This is a genomic window from Marinilabilia salmonicolor JCM 21150, from assembly GCF_000259075.1.
GTDB lineage: Bacteria > Bacteroidota > Bacteroidia > Bacteroidales > Marinilabiliaceae > Marinilabilia > Marinilabilia salmonicolor.
In genome coordinates this window covers 96983-118234 of the sequence record NZ_AJKI01000031.1, presented here as the reverse complement: position 1 = coordinate 118234, position 21252 = coordinate 96983, and the positions used below count along the sequence as shown (strand labels likewise).

General features: G+C 41.5%; 11 protein-coding genes and 2 tRNA genes. 10 read left to right on the top strand and 3 right to left on the bottom strand.

From position 1 onward, the window contains the following. Window positions 1–125 precede the first annotated feature (125 nt). The gene (locus W7W_RS0114910; protein ID WP_010664508.1) at window positions 126–1466 is read right to left on the bottom strand and encodes a PhoH family protein; all 1341 of its coding nucleotides are present in this window, start codon (window positions 1464–1466) and stop codon (window positions 126–128) included. 297 nt (window positions 1467–1763) lie between these two features. Here W7W_RS0114910 and W7W_RS0114905 point away from each other — a divergent pair, with 297 nt between their 5' ends. The 9 genes from W7W_RS0114905 (at window position 1764) to W7W_RS0114855 (ending at window position 17001) form a co-directional block, all read left to right on the top strand. Next, the gene (locus W7W_RS0114905; RefSeq protein ID WP_010664506.1) at window positions 1764–2717 is read left to right on the top strand and encodes an AEC family transporter; all 954 of its coding nucleotides are present in this window, start codon (window positions 1764–1766) and stop codon (window positions 2715–2717) included. 127 nt (window positions 2718–2844) lie between these two features. Further along, window positions 2845–7026, top strand: coding sequence for a hybrid sensor histidine kinase/response regulator transcription factor (locus W7W_RS0114900; protein WP_010664505.1), 4182 nt, complete (start codon window positions 2845–2847; stop codon window positions 7024–7026). 909 nt (window positions 7027–7935) lie between these two features. Beyond that, complete coding sequence (locus W7W_RS0114890; RefSeq protein ID WP_010664504.1) at window positions 7936–10965, top strand: SusC/RagA family TonB-linked outer membrane protein; 3030 nt, start codon at window positions 7936–7938, stop codon at window positions 10963–10965. A gap of 12 nt (window positions 10966–10977) precedes the next feature. Beyond that, window positions 10978–12576 (top strand): RagB/SusD family nutrient uptake outer membrane protein, encoded by a 1599-nt coding sequence (locus W7W_RS0114885; RefSeq protein WP_010664503.1) that lies wholly within the window; start codon window positions 10978–10980, stop codon window positions 12574–12576. Window positions 12577–12793: 217 nt separating this feature from the next. Further along, a complete protein-coding gene (locus W7W_RS0114875) occupies window positions 12794–14431 on the top strand; it encodes a beta-N-acetylhexosaminidase (protein WP_010664502.1) in 1638 nt (545 codons plus the stop codon). A gap of 248 nt (window positions 14432–14679) precedes the next feature. Next, the gene (locus W7W_RS0114870; protein ID WP_010664501.1) at window positions 14680–15966 is read left to right on the top strand and encodes a bifunctional folylpolyglutamate synthase/dihydrofolate synthase; all 1287 of its coding nucleotides are present in this window, start codon (window positions 14680–14682) and stop codon (window positions 15964–15966) included. Between the two features lie 61 nt (window positions 15967–16027). After that, window positions 16028–16105: transfer RNA gene (locus W7W_RS0114865), tRNA-Val, on the top strand. A gap of 22 nt (window positions 16106–16127) precedes the next feature. After that, window positions 16128–16202, top strand: a tRNA-Val gene (locus W7W_RS0114860). Window positions 16203–16335: 133 nt separating this feature from the next. After that, window positions 16336–17001, top strand: a complete 666-nt coding sequence (locus W7W_RS0114855) for a redox-sensing transcriptional repressor Rex (protein ID WP_010664500.1) — start codon at window positions 16336–16338, stop codon at window positions 16999–17001. 98 nt (window positions 17002–17099) lie between these two features. On the opposite strand, the gene W7W_RS0114850 is transcribed toward W7W_RS0114855, so the two are convergent. Together W7W_RS0114850 and W7W_RS0114845 are read right to left on the bottom strand one after the other, a co-directional pair. Further along, window positions 17100–18461, bottom strand: a complete 1362-nt coding sequence (locus tag W7W_RS0114850) for a sensor histidine kinase (RefSeq protein WP_010664499.1) — start codon at window positions 18459–18461, stop codon at window positions 17100–17102. Further along, entirely contained in the window at window positions 18451–19827 is a 1377-nt protein-coding gene (locus W7W_RS0114845; RefSeq protein ID WP_010664498.1) for a sigma-54-dependent transcriptional regulator, read from the bottom strand. The genes W7W_RS0114850 and W7W_RS0114845 overlap by 11 nt, the downstream gene beginning before the upstream one ends. Window positions 19828–20554: 727 nt before the next feature. Between W7W_RS0114845 and W7W_RS0114840 the strand changes: the two genes are divergently transcribed. Next, window positions 20555–21235, top strand: coding sequence for an ABC transporter ATP-binding protein (locus W7W_RS0114840; RefSeq protein WP_010664497.1), 681 nt, complete (start codon window positions 20555–20557; stop codon window positions 21233–21235). Window positions 21236–21252 lie beyond the last annotated feature (17 nt).

Genomic DNA, 21252 nt, shown 5'->3' with positions numbered 1-21252 from the left:
AATCCCATATTTTAGCAGTTGACTCCATTTGACGAGAGTTCCACTTATTCTGGAAACCATTTTAAGGACAAGTCTTAGAATCTTCTGTCTTCTATCCCTCCACCTCTGCCTTTGCAAACTAATTATTACAATAAATCGGATGCCAGCTCAGCCAAAAAGCTTCGTTCCCCCTTTACCAAATTCACATGCGCAAATATATCCTGGCCTTTCATTTTGTCGGTGAGGTAGGCCAGACCGTTACTTTGCATGTCCAGGTATGGAGAATCAATCTGATGAATATCGCCGGTAAAGACCATTTTTGTTCCCTCGCCTGCACGTGTAATGATGGTTTTCACTTCATGCGGGGTCAGATTCTGGGCTTCATCAATGATGAAGAAAGCGTCTGAAAGACTTCTACCCCTGATGTAGGCAAGAGGGGTGATGACCAGTTCCTCCCGTTTTTGCATTTCATCGATGATGCTCAGTTCCTTGCTTTGAGCGGTAAAGCGGTTTTTAATAACTCCCAGATTGTCAAACAGGGGCTGCATATAGGGGCCGATTTTTTCGTTGATGTCCCCCGGCAAAAAGCCCAGGTCGCGGTTGGCCAGTGGCATAATTGGTCTTGCCAGTAATGTTTGTTTGTATTGCTTATGCTGATGGAGGGCGGCAGCGAGCGCGAGTAAAGTTTTTCCTGTTCCTGCCTTACCGGTAAGTGACACCAGCTTTACTTCAGGATTGAGCAACGCATGCAGAGAGAACGTCTGTTCTGCATTTCTGGGTTCTATGCCAAATGCAGAGTGTTTTTCAATTCTCCGGATGGTCTGGCTTGCAGGATCAAACCAGGCTAACACGCTTTGACTGGCATTTTTTAATATTACATATTGATTGGCCGGGAGTTGCTTATCGGTCATCGGAAAATCAGCACGTGGAACCTGGCCATTCTGGTAAAGGGCTTCGATGATATTTTTGTCGAACCCATCAAATGTCTCAACACCATGATGAAGGATTTCAATATTTTTGACTTTGTCTGATTCGTAATCTTCTGAAACCAAACCTAAGGATTTGGCTTTCATTCTCAGGTTGATGTCTTTGGTAATGAGAATGGTTTGTCGTTCAGGATTTTTTTCATTTACGTGCAGTGTAATGGCCAGAATCCGGTGGTCGGGAGTATTCTCGGAAAAAGAATCCTGCATTTGGGTGGGGATAGGCTTCCCGGTTTCGATAAACAAGCGGCCATGGCCTTTGCCCAGAGTGATGCCTTTGGTAAATAATTGTTCGCCCGACAATCGATCCATTTCTCTTACAAATTCACGTGCCTGGAAGTTAATCTGGTCATTCCCTTTTTTGAACTTATCAAGCTCCTCGAGCACTACTATGGGGATGATGATGTCATTTTCTTCGAAATTGTAAAGACATTTATGATCATGAAGCAAAACATTGGTGTCCAGTACGAATATTTTTCCTGAGGTTTTCTTTTTTGCAGCCATAAAAATAGGGTTTTAGAGATTTGTTGTTTCTCTAAATATATAGAAAATTTTGGTGAATTGGCTGGCTGTTGTTAGAAAAAAGAGGTGGTTTGTAAGAAAATATAGGAATGAACTCACTCTTTTTTTAATTGATATTATAACTCGTCCCATATCATATGTTCGAGTTTTTGTTGTTTGAACTCGAACCATGCTTGTCTGTTCTTTGATTTTTTTACAATTTGTTTGGAGTTGGCAAATGGTCGTTTTCTGTTGAGTGAATCAAATTTCCTTATTTTTGCATCCTTAAAACAAAACAGGATGCAAACCCAAATTATTGCAGAACAAATCATCATTGCCGGAGTCATTGTGTTGACAGGGGCTGTTGGCAGCTGGTTGAAAGTTATCAACGACGATGTTCGGTTGTCTATTTCCAGACTGGTTTTTAAAATAACTCTTCCGTTGCTGATCGTGACAACAGTCTCGAGTATGGAGATGTCACATGAAGTGTTGGTGAATGGGGGGTGGGCAGCCTTTTTTTCGGTGCTCTCTATGGTGATTATGTATGTGGCAGGTAAAATATCGGTCAGGATATTCAGGCTTCCGCAGCGGACAGCCGTGGTTCATGAGTTACATACCATGTTTGGGAATATTGTGTTTCTCGGGTTTCCGCTGGTTTCAGCTCTTTATCCCAATGAGGAAGCTTTGTTGTATGCCGCCATTTTCTATATGGTTTCCAGTTTCATGCAATGGACTTATGGTATTTTCCTTTTAAAAGGCCAGGGTGATGTGACTTTGAAGGAGCGGTTCAGAAATTTGCTGAATCCCAATACAGTGGCTTTCTTGGTAGGATTAGGGTTGTTTCTGGTTCAGCTAAAGTTACCTGATTTACTGCAGATTCCTCTCAGCAGTATCGGGAAAGCTACCAGTCCGCTGGCACTTTTGTATATTGGCTCCACTTTGGCAGGGACCAGTCTGAAAGGCGCTATGAAGCGGGCTGATATTTATCTGCTCAGTATCAATAAACTGGTGCTGATACCTGTCATTCTTCTGTTAATTATCAATTTTGCGGTTCGTCATTTGGGGGTAGAGCTGGGACAGATGGCCAAAACCATTATTGTTCTGGAGGCTGCAATGCCATGCATGAGTATGATTGTGATAATGGCCAAGGCTTTTGGCGCGGCTGATGATCGTGCAGCAGAGAATGTTTTCTTAACTACTCTGTTGAGTTTACTCACTCTTCCATTGGTGTATTATCTGGCTTCGGTTTTGTAATTTGATTGATGAATGTTGGTCAGTAATTGATATTAATCACCATTCATGTTCGGTGATAAAGCTGATTTAAGTGATTTTTGTTTTTATATTTGTAAATTAACAATTACTTCAAATTAGCCCGTAAATCATGAGATCCCAAATAATTCTGTTATTCTTTTTTATCTCAATTGGTCAGGTTACCAGTGGTGAAAAACAGGTCACCTCTGATGTCCGGTATAAAGTTATTGATGCAGAGGATGCTTTGAGTAACGGGTCTGTTTCAGAGATAATAAAAGATAGTTTTGGCTATGTTTGGGTAGGAACCTATTATGGTTTGAACCGATACAACGGGTATGAGGCCGTTCCTTATTACCATAATTCAGGTAAGCCAAATTCATTGCCTAATAATTTCATTACTTCTCTTTTTCTGGATTCTAAGGGAACATTGTGGGTTGGAACAAAAGATGGACTCTGTTTTTATGATGATAAGAGAGATCGTTTTGAAGAGGTTTTTTGTGAGCATTCATCAAATCCAGCAAAGCATATCGGGACCATTTTTACCGGGGGGGATGATGGTTTTTTTGTAGGAATGATGGGGGGCGGTTTGTATTGTTATTCATATGATAAGGAGTTGCTTACGCCTGTAGTAAAAAATATGTCATCCGAAAAGAGGTTGAAGTTTCAAATTTATTGTGGATATTTTTTGTCAGAAGATTCAGTATTTGTAGGAACTTATGGCAATGGAATAGGGAGATACAATGAGTTGACTGATAGTATGGAGATGTATTCTTTTCCCGGAATGGAAATTAATTGCATTGAGCAGCTGGGACCAAGCAAATTATTATTGGGAACCAATAATATGGGATTGTATCTTTTCGATATTAGGTCCAAAAGCTATGAGAATGTACCTGTGTTTGACACCTCGAATCAGCCTGTAACTATTGTTCTGGATTTGGAGAAGGATTTGAACGGACAGTTTCTGATTGCGACTGATGGAGCTGGAATTGTTGAATTGGATGGAACTTCTTTAAAGCCTTCAGAGAGTAAAAAAAACCCTAACAAATTTAGTCTTTTCGAAAATGAAGGTGTAAGAGAGTTATATGTGGAGGAATCCGGGATTACATGGGTTGGGACAGTCGGCAAGGGGTTGTATAAATATAATCCGTTGTTCAATCAGTTTTTGTTGACAGGGGAAGATGGAGGAGTTGCTCATTCTGCTTTTTATGAGAATATCATAGATGTTTTTCAGGACTCCAAGGGGCGTATTTGGGTTGGTACAGACGGGGGCGGTTTGTTCATGATGGAAATGGATGAGAGAGTAATTGAGCGATTTGAAAATTTCAATATCCATCCGAAGCTTAAGTATATTGATGTAGTCAGGAGAATATATGAGGATTCGGAAGGGGATATATGGTTGGGGACATATGGAAACGGGATAAGCGTTTTTACCCCGGGCAAAGAACATGACAGATTTCAAACTTTTCATTTGACTCAAAAAGAAAGGTTTGATAATGCCAGTCATGTTTGGTCAATTGAAGGGGCCGGTAAACATCAAATATGGGCAGGCACCCTGGGAAGGGGGCTTTTCAGAATTAATAAACAAACGGGCATTGTTTCCTCTCTATATTCTATTAATGCTGAACTTGATTCTTGTCTGAATCCATATATTCTGAGTCTTGCAAAAGATAACAAACATCGTTTGTGGGTAGGTACCAGCAACGGTGTTATGAGAATTTCTGGAGACCTTGAAAATTTTTCAGTATTTCTGTATGATTCACTGAATAATAGTGGAGTTGGGCGAAATACGGTTACAGATATATATCATAGTAAAGATGGTTCTACCTGGTTATCTACCAATGGTGGAGGAGTCGTCAAAGTAGGGGAAAATGATAGTTTGACCATTTTTAATACGGCAAAGGGGCTGAGTCATGATAAAGTTTATGATGTTTTTCAGGACGGTCAACAAGATTATTGGATTGCAACCTATAATGGGTTGAATCGTTATCGTGTAGCGGATGGGGAGCTGTTAATGCTTGATGCGCGGGATGGCCTTAATAGCAGTGTAATGCAGGTTGCAATGCCCTTAAAGAATGGTTATATAATGACAGGAAGCCCCAAAGGCCTCAATTGTTTTAAACCGACAAACCTTTTGTTAAATGATCGCCCCCCTAAAGTGATTTTTGAAAATCTTTTTGTAGATAATCAGGAGATATTTCCGTATGATGAGTCTAATATCCTTGAAAATACGATTCAATATGCCAATAATATTGAGTTGACATCAGAGAATAATTCCTTTGCCTTGTTTTTTTCCGGACTGAATTATTTTATGCCTGAAAAGACCAGGTACAGCTACCGACTGTTAGGACTTTCTGAAGATTGGAGTATCCCCTCGGAAGAGCGTTGGGCAAGGTTTAATAAACTTCCACATGGAGAATACACCCTTCAGGTGAGGGGGGTGAATAACAGTGGGGTTTGGGGTGAGGAACCTGCAACGCTTAATATCAAAATTCTGCCTCCCTGGTATAAAACGCGTTTTGCATTTTTCGGATTTCTCGGTGTTTTTGGAATACTGGTCTTTGCTTATATGAAATATTCCATCTTCCTTATAGAGATGAAGAAAAATCTTTCTTTTGAGAAAAAAGAACGTTTGAGAATGGAAGAATTGAGTGAAATGCGTTCGCAATTTTTTACGAATATATCTCATGAATTTCGAACCCCTTTAACATTGATTTCATTGCCTGTAAAGAAAATTCTCAGAAAAGGCGGCCTTTCACCGGAGATAACTGAGTCACTATCAGGGGTGGCACATAATGCCGGTTATCTTACTCAGTTAATTGATCAAATTCTGGAAGTAAGTAAAATCGAATCAGGTCATTTGCAACTCAAACTCTCGGAGGAGAATTTTGCTAAATTTTGTGGACAGACTGTTGGCCAATTCAAAGGATTGGCTCAGGAGAAACAGATAATTTTGAAATTAAATGGCCGCTTGTCATACTCCTGGTTGAAGTTTGATAAGAGTGTGGTGAGGAAAATTATTAACAATCTATTATCTAACGCGTTGAAGCATTGTGTGAAGGGTGGGCACGTGACTTTTACTTTATTGGAGGAATCGGATGCCAGCCAGAATTCAGATGAAAAGATGGTTGGAGCAAAAAAGGCTTCCTCTATTGTCGATAATCGTCCACTAAAGGTAGGTTTTAAAGTTGAGGACGATGGGACAGGAATATCAAAGGAGAATTTGGATAGATTGTTCAACAGATATGAGCAGTTTGAAAAGGCAGTAAATAACTATCAACAGGGTACCGGAATAGGTCTTGCATTGGTAAAGCAGTTAGTGGATCTTCATAATGGTGATATTAAAGTTACCAGTAAAGAGGGAAAGGGAACTACTTTCGAAATCTTTTTTAAAGTTTTTCCTGTAGCTTCCAGATATGAGCATGAGTATGTTTCTCCTGTTATATTTAATTCTCCTGTTCAGGGATTTTACACCTCTAATGAATCGGCAGTGAGAAAATCTGAAGAAAACTCGGAACAGAAAAGTGTTTCCGGGGAAAAGCATATTCTTATTGTCGAAGATAATCAGGAAGTTCTAACTTTTTTAAGTGATGAGTTTAAAAGTTTATATCATGTGTCAGAGGCAAAGGATGGCATTCAGGCATTAGATTGGCTTTCCCTGCATCAAGCCGATTTGGTATTAAGTGATGTCATCATGCCGAATATGGATGGCATTGAATTGTGCAGGAAAATTAAATCCAATGTTAATTTGAACCATATCCCCGTTATTTTGCTGTCCGCCAGAGGGGAAGCGGGTGATAAGATTGAAGGATTGGAAGACGGGGCTGATTTATACCTGTCCAAGCCTTTTGATATGGAGTTGTTGAAAGCCTATGTCAGGGGGTTCATCCTTAATCGTGAAAAAACAAAAGAATATCTTTCATCTTTTTTGTATGAGAATTATTCTGTCGATAAAACAATCGGCCTAATTGAAGAGCAGTTTTTGAAAAAAGTGGTGTTTGTTATTAAAGCCAATCTTGACAATGAAGATTTTTCCGTAGAGGATTTGTGTGATGCAGTTTGTATGAGTCGAAGCAATCTTCATAGAAAATTGAAGGCTATTGTGGGTAAAAGTACCACTGAGTTTATTCGGTCTTTTCGATTGAAAGAGGCTGCATTGCTGCTTTCGGATACTGACCTGCAGGTATCTGAAATAGCCTTTAAGGTAGGATTTAACAATGTGTCTCATTTTATTAAGATATTCCGTCAGGAGTTTTCTCTTTCTCCTTCTTTGTACAGAAAGTCCAAGCGAACAGAGATTCACAATTTCTCATAACTGGGTGGTTTATACTTAAAAAAATCACTAATGTCCGGAGAAACTATTATTTTGAAAAAAGCTTGCTTCGCTCTGTTCGCAATGACCTTGTATTAAGGATTTTAACAGGGTTGGTAGGGGCTGATTTTCGGCTTTGCCGAAAATCAACCCCTACCAACCCTCAATATTCCGCAAAGGCCTGTTCATTGCGGACGTAGTGAAGCAATCTCAATTTTTTAACCGGAAATCAATGAGCTCGTTCAAGAATTATTCAGTCTTCCCAAGAGCGAGGCTTTTCTCTTTTTCCTAATTACAATATTGCATTTCTTACAAAGTTTGGTTGTGTTTTTAAAAGGCGGAGGGTCTTTAAGCAATAGCCTGGGGCAACCCCCAAAAAAAGTTGTAATAAATGTTCCCCTCTCACATTATTGGTCGCGTCACGACCAATAATGTGAGAGGACATGGGGGGATAACCCTAAGTCCCGGGCGTTGTCCTTGGGTTATTGCTCTCAGGCTTTCAGCCTGTTTACTCCTTACCTGTTTTATTATCACCTCTTTATTTCAATCCTTTTTATCCACAGGTAATTATGTCTCCTTTTTAGTGGCGGTTTAACGAGACGTCAAAATTTTACAAAATGCAACGTAAAGAATCTTTTGCAACAGCAGTGGTATTGTTGCATCAAATGGCTCATTTTTAGGAACAGGCAGAGTGTAGATGATTGTCCGTCTGAAATATATTTGTTTCCCGTTGTGCTCATGAATTTAAAATGAATCATTAAAAAGATGATACAGCCTGAAGATGAAGAAAAAAAAATGAAACACTACAAGAAAATACGAGGAGGGTTAATTATTGGGATTTTGCTAATGCTGGCCCTCTTCTATTATACAGTTTTTACCAAATAATTTTGTTGAACCAAAAATTCTTAATCTATGAAAAAAACGGATTTTTTTAAACAAATGCTGATCCTTCTATTTTTTGCATTTTTTGCGGGAGAGGTTGCAGCTCAGCAAATAACTGTCCGGGGGACAGTTATTGAATCTTCTAAGGGAGGAGAACCTATTCCCGGTGTTTCTGTGGTACAACAGGGAACGATGAACGGCACAATTACTGATGTTGAGGGGAATTATCAGATTTCACTTCCGGCGGATGCAACGCTGGTTTTTTCCTTTATTGGCTTTAAAACTACAGAAGTTGCTGTCAATGGACAGGAATCAATAGATATTCAGCTTGAACCTTCTGTTATCAACGTACAAGAGGTCGTTGTTACCGCTTTGGGAATTGAGAAACGAAGCAAGGGACTTACTTATTCCACTCAATCCATGAGCGGAGACGAACTTACTGATGCTAAGGATGTTAATTTGGTGAATTCGTTGACAGGAAAAAGTGCCGGAGTGGTAATTACCAAGAGTAGTTCCGGACTGGGTGGTTCTTCCAAGATGCTGATTCGTGGTAACCGTTCTGCCGGAGGTAACAACCAGCCACTTTATGTGATTGATGGTATGCCAATGTTGAACAGTGTTTCAGAACAGCCCAGTACCTCTATTGGAGGTACAAACGATGCCGGTGGACGAGACAGTGGTGATGGTATTTCGAACCTCAACCCCGAGGATATTAAGAGTATTAATATTCTTAAAGGGGCTTCTGCTGCTGCACTTTATGGTACACAGGCGGCCAACGGGGTCATTGTAATTACCACCAAAAAAGGACTGGCCGGAAGAACTACCGTCAATGTGAGTTCAAATACCACCGTGGAGTCTGCTGTTTCTCTTCCTGAATTTCAGGATAAGTACGGGCACAGTTCCGGTGGTTACAGCTGGGGTGATCCGATTAATGGGTCTGACGATTATGTGGATGATTTCTTTAAAACAGGGGTGACGACCATTAATAGTATGTCTCTTTCTTCGGGTAGCGAAAAAATGCAGACCTATTTTTCTTATGCCAATACTTCAGCAAAAGGTATTATTGAAGGGAATAAACTTAAAAAACACAACCTTAACTTTAGAGAATCAGCCAATTTTTTTAATGATAAGTTGTCTTTAGATGCCAATGTGAACCTCTTAAACCAGTCAATTACCAATAAGCCTGTTGCTGGTGGTTATTACCTCAATCCGTTGGTTGGGTTATATCGATTTCCCAGAGGGATGGAAATGCGGCCCTACAAAGAAGATTTTGAAGTGTATTCCATTGATCGAAATCTGAATGTTCAGAATTGGCATAAAGAATTAGAAGCAATGGAGCAAAATCCTTACTGGATTAATAATCGTATGCCTAGTAAGGATCGGCGAAATAGGGTTTTATCTTCGTTAACTGCAAGGCTGGAGATTAACAGTAATTTTAATGTTCAACTCAGAGGGAATGTGGATTATACCAACGACAGATACAACAAGAGAATTTATGCATCCACACACACTGCTCTTGCCGGAAGTAATGGCCGGTACATTGTAATGAATCGGGAAGAGATACTGAACTATGGTGATGTATTACTGAATTATAACAATGTTTTTGGGGATATTTCGCTTACCGGTTCTTTGGGAGCCAGTGTGAATGATACAAAAGTACGAAGCGAGCGCCTGGACTCCAGACCCAATAACTTACATCTTCCTAATGTGTTTACCGTAGCCAATATGGATATTGGCTATATCGAGGAAATGGATCTTCACCGACAAATGCAGTCTGTGTTCGGAACAGCTCAGGTTGGGTTCAAAGATCTGTTGTTTCTGGACGTAACAGGACGAAATGACTGGTCCTCAGCCCTTGCTAATACCGATAGTGAAAATTCAGGTTTCTTTTATCCTTCTGTGGGGATTACAGGTGTGCTTTCCGATATGATGAATATGCCCGATTTTATTGATTTTAGTAAGATTCGGGGATCATGGAGTAGTGTGGGTAACGATATACCTGTGTATATCAGTAATCCGGCCAACTCTTTAGCGGCCGGAGGAAATCTTATCTTTAATTCTGAAGCACCTTTTGACAATCTGAAGCCCGAACTTTCCAAGTCTGTGGAGCTGGGAACTGAGTGGCGGATGTTTGCCAATAAATTATCTCTTGACCTGACCTACTATAAGACCAATACGGAAAACCAACTCTTTACGCTTCCTGCTCCAGCCGGTTCCGGTTTTTCATCTTATTATGTGAATGCCGGAAATATTCAAAATGAGGGTTTTGAAGCTGTTGTTGGAATTACTCCTTTGGCTGAAAATGATTTGTTTTGGAAAAGTACCATCAACTTTTCAACCAATAAAAACACTGTGAAAGAGTTACATCCTGATTTGAAAGAATTTCGCTTTGGAGATCAGACTTCCAATTCTTATTGGATGAAACTAGTGGAGGGAGGTTCTTTCGGTGATATTTATGGTGTGGCATTTGCCAGAGATGAATCAGGTGAAATTATATACGACGAGGATGAATTGCCAACACGTCAGGATGAATTTATTAAAATAGCCAATGCATCTCCCGATTTCTCTCTGGGATGGAATAACAGCATTACTGTCAAAAATTTTAATTTCCAATTCCTTATTGATGGAAGATTCGGAGGGGATGCAATTTCTTTAACTCAGGCTGATCTTGATCAGTTTGGTGTGACCAAAGAAACCGCCGAGGCCCGCGACCGCGGATATGTGGAGTTGGAAGGCCGGAAAATCAATAATGTCAGAGAATTTTACAACCGGGTAGGGGGGCGAAATGGTATTTCTGAATACTATGTTTATGATGCCACAAATGTAAGATTGAGAGAGGTTATTTTGGGTTATTCTTTCGGTGAAGAAGTTTTTGGCGCAGACTCTTTTGTGAAAAATGCAAAGGTATCTCTCATTGGACGGAATCTGTTTTTTATTTACAAAGATGCCCCTTACGATCCTGAAGCACAGTTGTCTGTTGGTAACAACCTTCAGGGAGTGGATGTATTCGGCATGCCGGGTACCCGAAGCTATGGTTTGAATGTTAAATTAACCTTTTAAGAGATCTTGATTATGAAAAAATATATTTTTAAAACAATTCTGTTGTTGACAATTGTTCCCCTTTTGTTTCTGAAATGTACAGACCATTTTGATGAGCTGAATACCAATCCGGTAGGGATTACAGAGGAACAACTGGAAGGTGATTACAATATGATAGGAGCCTATTTTCCTCAAATGCAGCAAATGATATATATGAACTATAACTGGGGAGATGGGAAAGACTGGACTTACCAAATTGCCCAAAACCTGAATGCAGATATTTACTCGGGGTATATGATGTCTCCTACGCCCTTTAATGCCAATGTGAATAACCTGACTTATTCTCTGGTTGATGGCTGGAATTTTGCCGCATGGGAATATACTTATGCTCATTTTATGACTGCTGCACTGGAAGTCGAAAAAAAGGCGGTGGATGAATATGCTCATTTTGGTGCCGTTGCTAAGGTGTTAAAAGTTACCGCGATGCATCGGATATCCAACCTGTACGGTCCGATCATTTATACCGAGTATGGGAAGTCTCAAACAGGTGGCACTTATGATTCTCAGGAAGAAGCTTACAATGCCTTTTTTGATGATCTGAGTGATGCCGTGACTACTTTGGATGCTTTTATTCAGGATAACCCCGGAGCTACTCCTTTTCAGAATTTTGATCAATTTTTTGAAGGCGATTACCAGAAGTGGATTCAGTTCGCCAACTCATTGCGTCTGAGACTGGCTATTCACATAGCCAATGTATCTCCAGAGAAGGCCCGCCAGGAAGCAGAAGCTGCTGTGAAAACTACATATGGGCTGATGCTGGACGGTGTCGCAGCTGTAAGCGGAAAAGGATATACTCATCCTTTGGCTGTTCTTAGTAGTTCCTGGAATGATGTGTTGATGGGGGCTCCTATCGAATCAATAATGAAAGGGTATAGTGACCCTCGTCTGCCTGCTTATTTCAAACCCGCTATCGATGAAACTTTAATCAGCCAGGGATATGAATTTAAAGGTATCCGCCAGGGAATTGAAATAGAAGATAAGGGTACCTATGTGGAACACTCCCAATTGAATATTTCTGCTGAATCACCCGCCATATTGATGACTTCTGCCGAAGTTTATTTCCTGTTGGCTGAGGGTGCCCTGAGAGGTTGGAATGTTGGTGGCACAGCTGGTGATTTTTATGTCAAAGGGGTTGAGGCATCGATGGCACAGTGGGGCGTGTCTGCAGGTGATTATCTTAGTCAGGATAATGTGGCTGCACCTTACGTCGATCCGATAAATCAGGAAAACAGTGTCCAGGCGGATAGTGAATATTTAAACAATGTTTCTCCACGATGGGAGCAGGAAGCATCGGATGAGGTTAAGCAACAAAAGATAAGTATTCAGAAATGGTTGGCCATATTCCCTGAAGGAGTTGAAGGTTGGACTGAGGTGAGAAGAACCGGATTTCCCAAAATTTTTCCGGTGATCGTCAATCACAGTGGGGGTGTAATTCCTTCAGAACACTTTGTTCGACGGTTGAACTTTCCTCCATCTGAAAGAGATATGAACCCTTCTTATTCGGATGTAGAAGCACTTCTTAATGGGCCCGATAATGGAGCAACCCCTCTTTGGTGGGATGTGGATTTGTAGGAGTACTGCCTGATGGATAAGATGAAATAGTTTTTGTGAGGCATTTCCGGAATTCTATGACCGGAAATGCCTTTTTAATAATTCGTTATGAATGTGGCATGATTCGATATATTACAAAAGGAGATTTGGAGAATTCTGTTATACGGAGCGAAGCGCTTCCATTCGTTCTCGGGTTTTTAATTATTTTTTTATCAGGTGATTACAAAATTTTAAACGGATGAAAAATATAGGTTTTTTGTTGTCAATATGGATGCTTTTTGTTGTATCATTGACAGGATGTGGAAAAGAGCAAAAAGCTGCCAGAGACCTGGCTGTAATTCCCAGACCGGTCAAGATGGAGTCTCCTGGAGGGACGTTTCAGTTAAATAAAGAGACAAGGATTGTTTTGAGAGAGGATGAAGAGGAACGAAAAGGGGTGGCCAATTATCTGTCTCAATTGTTAAGTTCTGCCACCGGCTATAGCTTTGAGGTTTCGGTGCAGGATTATGCTGAGGAGAATACGATCTGTCTGGAGCTGGATCCTGCAATAACAGGAGCTTCCGGTTGCTATTCCTTAATTGTTTCGGACTCTGGAATAACAATTTCAGCTCCCGGGGTCACAGGGCTTTTTTACGGAGTGCAAACGTTGCGTCAATTGTTGCCACCTGAGATTGAATCGGATGTTTTATTTCCGGATATGGATTGGACAGTGCCGACGGTGGAAATATTTGATGAACCGGCTTTCCTATACAGAGGGTTACACCTCGATGTAAGTCGTCATTTCTTCCCTGTAAGTTTTATTAAAAAGTATATCGATTTACTTGCCCTTCATAAGATGAATGTATTTCATTGGCACCTGACTGATGATCAGGGATGGCGCTTGGAAATTAAGAAATATCCAAAACTGCAGGAAATTGCCGGTCAACGTGAAGAAACACTTGTCGGGCATGGACTGGAAGAGCCTTTTATCTATGATGGAGAACCCTATGATGGCTATTATACACAGGAGGAGGTGAAAGAAGTGGTAAAATATGCCGAAGAACGTTTCGTCACAGTGATTCCGGAGATAGAAATGCCGGGACATGCGCAGGCGGCACTGGCGGCATATCCACATTTGGGCTGCACAGGTGGACCCTATAGAACAGCTACCCGATGGGGGGTGTTCCCTGAGGTGTTTTGTTCAGGAAAAGAGGAAACTTTTCAATTTCTGGAGGATGTACTACTTGAAGTCATGGAGCTTTTCCCAAGCGAATATATCCATATTGGAGGTGATGAATGTCCTAAAACTCGCTGGGAAGAGTGTGAACTCTGTCAGACCAGGATTGCTGACGAAAACTTAAAAAATGAACAGGAGCTTCAAAGTTATTTTGTGCACAGGATTGAGGCATTTCTGAACCGGCATGGTCGAAACATCATTGGCTGGGATGAGATTATGGAAGGTGGACTGGCTTCCGGTGCAACAGTGATGTCCTGGCAGGGTGAAAAAGGTGGAATTCAGGCTGCTAAAATGGGACATAACGTGATAATGACACCTGTGTCTCATTTGTATTTCGATTATTATCAGACAGATCCTGAGGGAGAGCCTTTGGCCATCGGTCATTTTTTGCCTCTTGAGAAAGTTTATTCTTATCATCCCGTGCCAGATACGTTAACAACTGAGGAAGCAAAGTTTATAGTTGGTGCACAGGGTAATCTGTGGTCAGAATATATTAAAACTCCCGAACATGCAGAATATATGGCTTTCCCGAGGGTTGTGGCTTTGGCTGAAATTGTTTGGACTCCCTTAGAAAATAAAAACTATAAAGATTTTCTTCAAAGGTTAGATGTTCACAAGCGACGTCTGGATGTGCTTGGTGTGAATTATTTTAAAGATTAGAGCTCAAAGTCAATAGTGATATTATGAGACAAAAGTCTGTTGGTTTTATGCCGGCAGACTTTTTTGTTACTTCTTGTTAATTGTTAGAATAATCTTCTCTCTATTCAGAAATATTACGATTTTTGTGCTGATGTTATCAGAATCTGAGACTGACCTGGCAGAAATGCATTGTTTAAATACTGACGGGTTAATCCGTCATATACATTCTTTCGGTTTGTTTCCGGATTCTTGAAAATAATTACATGTTGATGAACTATCAGGAAACATTGGATTTTTTATTCAGCCAGCTGCCTATGTATCAGCGGGCGGGGAAAGCTGCTTACAAGGCCGATCTGGCCAATACTTTGGCACTTGACAAGTATTTTGGACATCCCCATCGACGGTTTCGTACGATTCATGTTGCCGGGACCAACGGAAAAGGGAGTGTCTCACATATGCTGGCGTCAGTGCTGCAGGCTGCAGGGTATCGAACCGGGTTATATACTTCGCCTCATTTACTCGATTTCAGAGAGCGAATAAAGATCGATGGAAGAATGATCGCTGAAATTGAGGTCACACAATTTGTGGAGCAGCACCGGGGTGTGATAGAACGTATTGCTCCTTCTTTTTTTGAAATGACGGTGGCTATGGCTTTCGATTATTTTGCCCGCAAAGAGGTAGATGTAGCAGTAGTGGAAGTTGGTCTTGGCGGTCGTTTGGATTCTACCAATATCATAACTCCCGATTTGTCGGTAATCACAAATATTGGACTGGACCATACAATGTTTCTGGGAGATTCTCTGAGGGCTATTGCCGGTGAAAAGGCAGGAATTATTAAGGCGGGAGTTCCGGTGGTGGTAGGACGTCATCAGGAAGAGATAGAAGATGTTTTTCGGGATAAGGCTAAAAAACAACGTGCACCTCTTTATTTCGCCCGGGATCTTGCAGCGTTAAAGCCGGAGGCAGGCACGGTGGAATTTCAGGAGTTGAATGTCGAGGCTGCTTTTGGAGGTGGAGTCTATCGTTTGCCCTTATTGGGGCTTTATCAGCAGGAGAATTTGAGAACTGTGCTGGCGGCATTGAATATTCTAAATAAATCATGGTATGAACTGACCCTGGAATCGGTTTCTCAGGGTGTGGAGAATGTGGTGAAAAACACCGGGTTACTAGGACGTTGGCAAAAATTGTCAGAGCAACCGTTGGTGATTTGCGACACCGGCCACAATGTGGATGGAGTTTCCGGAGTGATGAAGCAGTTGACGCTTCAGACGAAAGAGAATATTCACATTGTATGGGGTATGGTTAGTGATAAGGATATTGAGGGAGTGTTAAAATTACTACCAATGCGGGCCCGTTACTATTTTACACGGGCAGATATACCCAGGGCAATGGATGAAAAAGAGTTGAAAGAAGCTGCCGGAAAGTTTGGATTAGAGGGTGAATCTTTTCCTAATGTCAGATTAGCCATCGATGCTGCAAAAAAAAATGCAACAGATAATGATTTGATTTTCATTGGGGGGAGCACTTTTGTCGTTGCCGAAGCGTTGGAAAAATGAGTTTTTTGTTTGGTGGTTGAGAAAAACTCTTCTATATTTGCATCGCTTTTGAGAAAAACACGGGCGGTTAGCTCAGTTGGTTCAGAGCACTTGGTTTACACCCAAGGGGTCGGGGGTTCGACTCCCTCACCGCCCACCAACGACCAAATTTTTTCTCAAAAGGGCGATTAGCTCAGTTGGTTCAGAGCACTTGGTTTACACCCAAGGGGTCAAAGGTTCGAATCCTTTATCGCCCACCTGATTTTTAAGGACCTTACGGGTCCTTTTTTTGTTTGGCGTGGTCGGGTGTTTTTTATTACTGATTTCTTTCAGCAATAAAAAACTTCATTAATTTTGTAGTAAGAACGAATTTCACTCATCGAAAAAACCATGGAAGAAGGAAATAGTAAAAAGAAGAGCTTTCTGGTACCCGAGCCGGCGCTAAGACGTATGCCTTGTTATCTGGCTTATCTGAAAATTGCATCCCGGCAGGGCGATCGTTACATCTCCTCAACCAATATTGCCGGAGACATGGGAGTGGATCCTACACAGGTTACCAAAGATCTTGCTTATACAGGTATTTCCGGAAAAACACGAGTGGGCTATGAGGTGGAGCCACTTATTGATGCCCTTGAGGATTTTCTGGGATTCCGGGTTGTTGATCAGGCCTTTCTGTTCGGAGCAGGAAGTCTGGGACGTGCTTTGTTGCACGACCATGGTTTGAAACAATATGGTCTTAATGTGGTTAAGGCTTTTGATATTGATCCATCAGTTGTAGGCCGTGAAATTGTTGATGTTCCTATTCATCACATCGATGATTTTAAGTTGATGCGTGAGGAGGGTGTGGAAATCGGAATTCTCACCGTTCCGACTGAAAGTGCGCAACAGGTTGCCAACCTGATGGTGGAAGGTGGTATCCGGGCTATTTGGAATTTTACCCCGGTTCGCATTAAAACTCCCGATGATGTGGTTGTTCAGAATACTTCTCTTTATGCTCATCTGGCAGTGATGTTTAATCGTCTGCATGAGATTAAGCAAGCTGATAAGAAATTTTGATGATATTTTGTTTAGCTGATGAGGGGTGAGGAACGAAGGTTGAGCTCACCCCTCATCAGATCATTCCTCACCAGTTCACCATCTCATCAGCTCACCAGCTAAAACGTAAGCGAGAATTTCGTTTCTTTCTCCGGCTCCGAATAAGCATTGATTCCGCCACCGTGAAGTCGCATAATTTGTCGTGAAAGGCTAAGCCCGATACCGGATCCCTGAGGTTTTGTGGTGAAAAACGGAATGAAAATCTTGTCCAGCACATCAGGGAGAATGCCCTTTCCGTTATCAGTTACCTGGATAGTAATTCGTCCGCGGCGGTTGAGGAAAGCTCTGATCTCCAGTTGCGGGTTGGGAGTCTCCTCCAATGCATGCACTGCATTTGTTACCAGATTGATGAGCACCTGTTCAATGAGGTGTTGGTCGGCAGATAGTTCGAGTGATTCCGGATCTACAGTTACTTTGCAATTAATTCCTTTGTTTTGAATTTCGTTTTCATGAAGATCCCTGATGTTGTCCAGAAGGTCCTTGACTTTAAATATGGAGAAGCTGGGAGTTGGGATTTTTGTGAGATTCCGGTAGGTGTTTACAAAATGGAGGAGCCCGTCGGTGCGCTTATGGATGGTTTGCAGAGCCTGTTCCACTTCTTTCAGGGACTCGGTGTCTTCCGGGTCCACTTGCTGGTTTTCCAGTGATGTGGCAATGTCCCGGATGAGAAGTTTTACCGTTGAAGAGAGAGAGGATATCGGGGTGATGGAATTCATGATTTCGTGTGTCAGCACGCGTATTAGTTTTTGCCAGGATTCCATTTCTTTTTCATCCAGTTCCTGCTGGATGTTTTTGATAGAAACCAACAGAATGGTTCTGTTGTGAATGCGAAATTCGGTTGCATAAATGGCCAGTTGCAGCAAGTCATCTTTTTCTCTTACCCGGATCAGATCGTTTTCTCCGTGCTTGATGGTTAGCAGTTTCTGGACAATTTCGGGGCTGAACTCCTTTAACCCCTGTATGTTGTGCAAGGTACGTACCTGGAATAACTTTTTTGTAGCGTTGTTGATGAGTTCAACCGTACCATCCCTCTGAAAAGCAATCAAGGCAATGCCAATGTGTTGAATGACTGTTTGAAGGTAGAAAAAGTTTTCCTCCTTTTCGGCCCGCACAGATTGGAAGTCCTCAATAACTTCGTTGAATGATTTTTTTAACTTATCGAACGAAGAATCGGTGCTTTCCACCTGAAAAGTTCGTGTAAAATCGGAATACCGGATCGACTCCAAAAAATTGTTGAGTACACGGTTGGTCCTGTCCACATAGAAAATCATTGCTATAATTTGAAACAGTACCAGCAGTCCTGCCAAAATTAAGGTCATGGTCAGTTCCGTATTGTACCAGAGGTAGCTGAGTCCAAATATGGAGGCTGTGAGCAATAAGCTCCGGATGATGTAATTGGTTCGGAATGAATTAAAGGCCATATTTTTCCATTCTTCGATAAAGAGATGTTCGGGTAAGTCCAAGGTCTGATGCAGCTTTGGAGATGTTTCCACTGTGCATTCGCATTACTTTTTCAATTACTTTCTGTTCTATCTCCTCAAGGTTGTAATTATCAAAATCAAAGGCTTCTCCGGAACTGCCATGGCTTGACAAATGGAAGCTACCCTCGTCCAGGTTGGGTGAGTCGCTCATAATAACAGCTCTTTCGAGCACGTGTTGAAATTCGCGTACATTTCCAGGCCAGGGATATGTGTTGAACTTTTTAATGACCTGATTGGATAACTTGTTGATTTTTTTGTTGTATTTTCTGGAGTATATTTTCAGAAAATGGTCTGCGAGCAGGGGGATGTCTTCGGGGCGCTCCCTGAGGGGTGGAATTTCAATCTCCACGGTATTGATCCGGTATATTAAGTCTTGCCGGAAACCATCCTCCGCAGCCATTTGCTTTAAAGGCATATTGGTAGCGCTGATGAGTCGAATGTCGATGGGTTTTGGTTTGTTGGCTCCAACGCGTGTAACTTCTCTGCGCTCCAGAACAGTCAACAGTTTGGCCTGCATAGATACCGACAGGTTTCCTATCTCGTCCAGAAAAATAGTGCCTCCGGATGCCAGTTCAAAACGGCCGGGACGGTCGGTTTTTGCATCTGTAAATGCACCTTTCACATGTCCGAAAAGTTCACTTTCAAAAAGTGTCTCACTCAATGCTCCCAGGTCAACACTTACAAAGGGTTCTTCCTGGCGTAAAGAGTGTCGGTGAAGGGCCCGGGCAACCAGTTCTTTTCCTGTACCGTTTTCTCCAAGTATGAGTACATTCGCATCTGTGCCTGCCACTTTTTGAATTGTTTTAAAAACCTGCTGCATTCCGGGAGATACCCCTATGAAGTCTGCAAATGGCTGATCCATGATGGTGTTTATCTCTTTCTGCTTCTCCTTGAGGTCGCTAGCCTCGCGCTTGGAACGATTGAGTTTTATAGCTGATGAAATGGTGGCCAGCAATTTTTCGTTTTGCCAGGGTTTGATGATAAAATCGGTGGCTCCGGCTTTTATGGCCTGCACAGACTTTTCAACATCTCCGTAGGCGGTAATAAACAGCACTACTGCCTGGGGGTCTGTTTCAAGAACTTTGTCCAGCCAGTAAAAGCCTTCTTTTCCGCTGATGGCATCCTGGGTGAAATTCATATCCAGTAAAATCACATCAAAGTCTGTCTCTTTCATGTGATCAGGGATGTTTGACGGATTGGTTTCCGTAACGATTTGTTCCACGTGGGGACGAAGCAGCAATTTCAGTGCAAACAGAATGTCAGTATTGTCATCAACTGCAAGTATTTTTCCTGTCTTGGATGCCATAATATTGAATGGTTTGTTGGTTGTTGATAAGATTGAGGCTAAGGTTGAGAGTGGTTTTCGTTAATCGCTGATTTCAGCTTAAGAAAATGGTATTGCTTCACTGCGTTGGCAATGAATTGAACTATTCGTAAAAACTATAGAACAACTTCATTTGCAGCAAAGGGAAGCAATCTTTTCTTAGTGTTACTCCTAGCTTTTCAAGCTTAGTCTTTATCCTTTCCCCGGCCTACATTACCCAAATGTATTAATAAAATGTACAATTAAAAAGAAAAAATGTTCGTTTTCGTACAATAAAAGTCGTTTTCGACAAATATAAGGAGCTTTTATTGTTGTTATGTTGTAGCATAATAGTGTTTTATGATTTTTGGTCTGGTTTGTGATTTAATATGTCACAGACATAACTGAGATCAAAACATTTGACTGTTTTTTTAACTCCCTGACCAAAAAAACGTTCAATAATTCTTAATCATTAAAGTCATTCAGTGAGTGTATTAATGTAAGCTTGATAAGTTCCATTCGATTAATAAATGGATTTTTAAGAGGTGAAATTTGCATTGAGAATTATTTATTAATATTGTGAGTGAGGAATGGTCATTGAGATCTTTTAGATTTATGACTAAATAGCTACATGTTAGCATTTTATTTGAGGACGCAGCACTGATTGATCAGACTCAGGGGTGTACGCGAGCGGACGTGTAGTGTTCAAAAACGAACATATTTTAATTTTATGATTCATACCAGAAATCTTCAAAAGTTGTTTCGTCGGGGAAATAATGAAAAATATGTTCTCCGGAATATCAATATTGATATTGAAGAAGGAGAATATGTTGTGATCGCCGGTCCTTCAGGGAGTGGAAAAACTACCCTTTTGGGATTGTTAGGTCTGGTGGATGTCCCTTCTTCCGGCGAAATATGGTTCCGGGAGCAGGAGGTTACCGGTATCTCCGAGCGGAAGCGCAATCGTATTCGCCGTGACCATATCGCATTTCTTTTTGAGGACATTCATCTGATTGATGAACTTACGGTATATGAGAACATTGAACTTCCTTTGTTATATATGCCCGACAGTAGAAAAGCGCGGCGACAAAAAGTGGAAGAACTTCTGGAGCGATTTCGATTGACACATCTCAGGAAACAATATCCTGGAAAGTTTGGGGATTTTGTACAGCAAAAAGTAGCTCTTGCCCGGGCGTTGAGTTGTTCCCCTGACATTTTGTTTGGAGATGAACCAACCGGACGGTTGAGTTCGGGAGAGAAGGAGGAATTTATGGAGTTGCTGAGGCAACTCAATGAGGAGGGACAAACCATTGCTTTAGCCACCCATTCAAGGGAAGCTGCCCGTCATGGACAGCGGATTATTCAGCTTTTCGACGGGCATGTGGTAACCACCGCTTCGGACCGGGGTTGAGATAAACACTACCATTA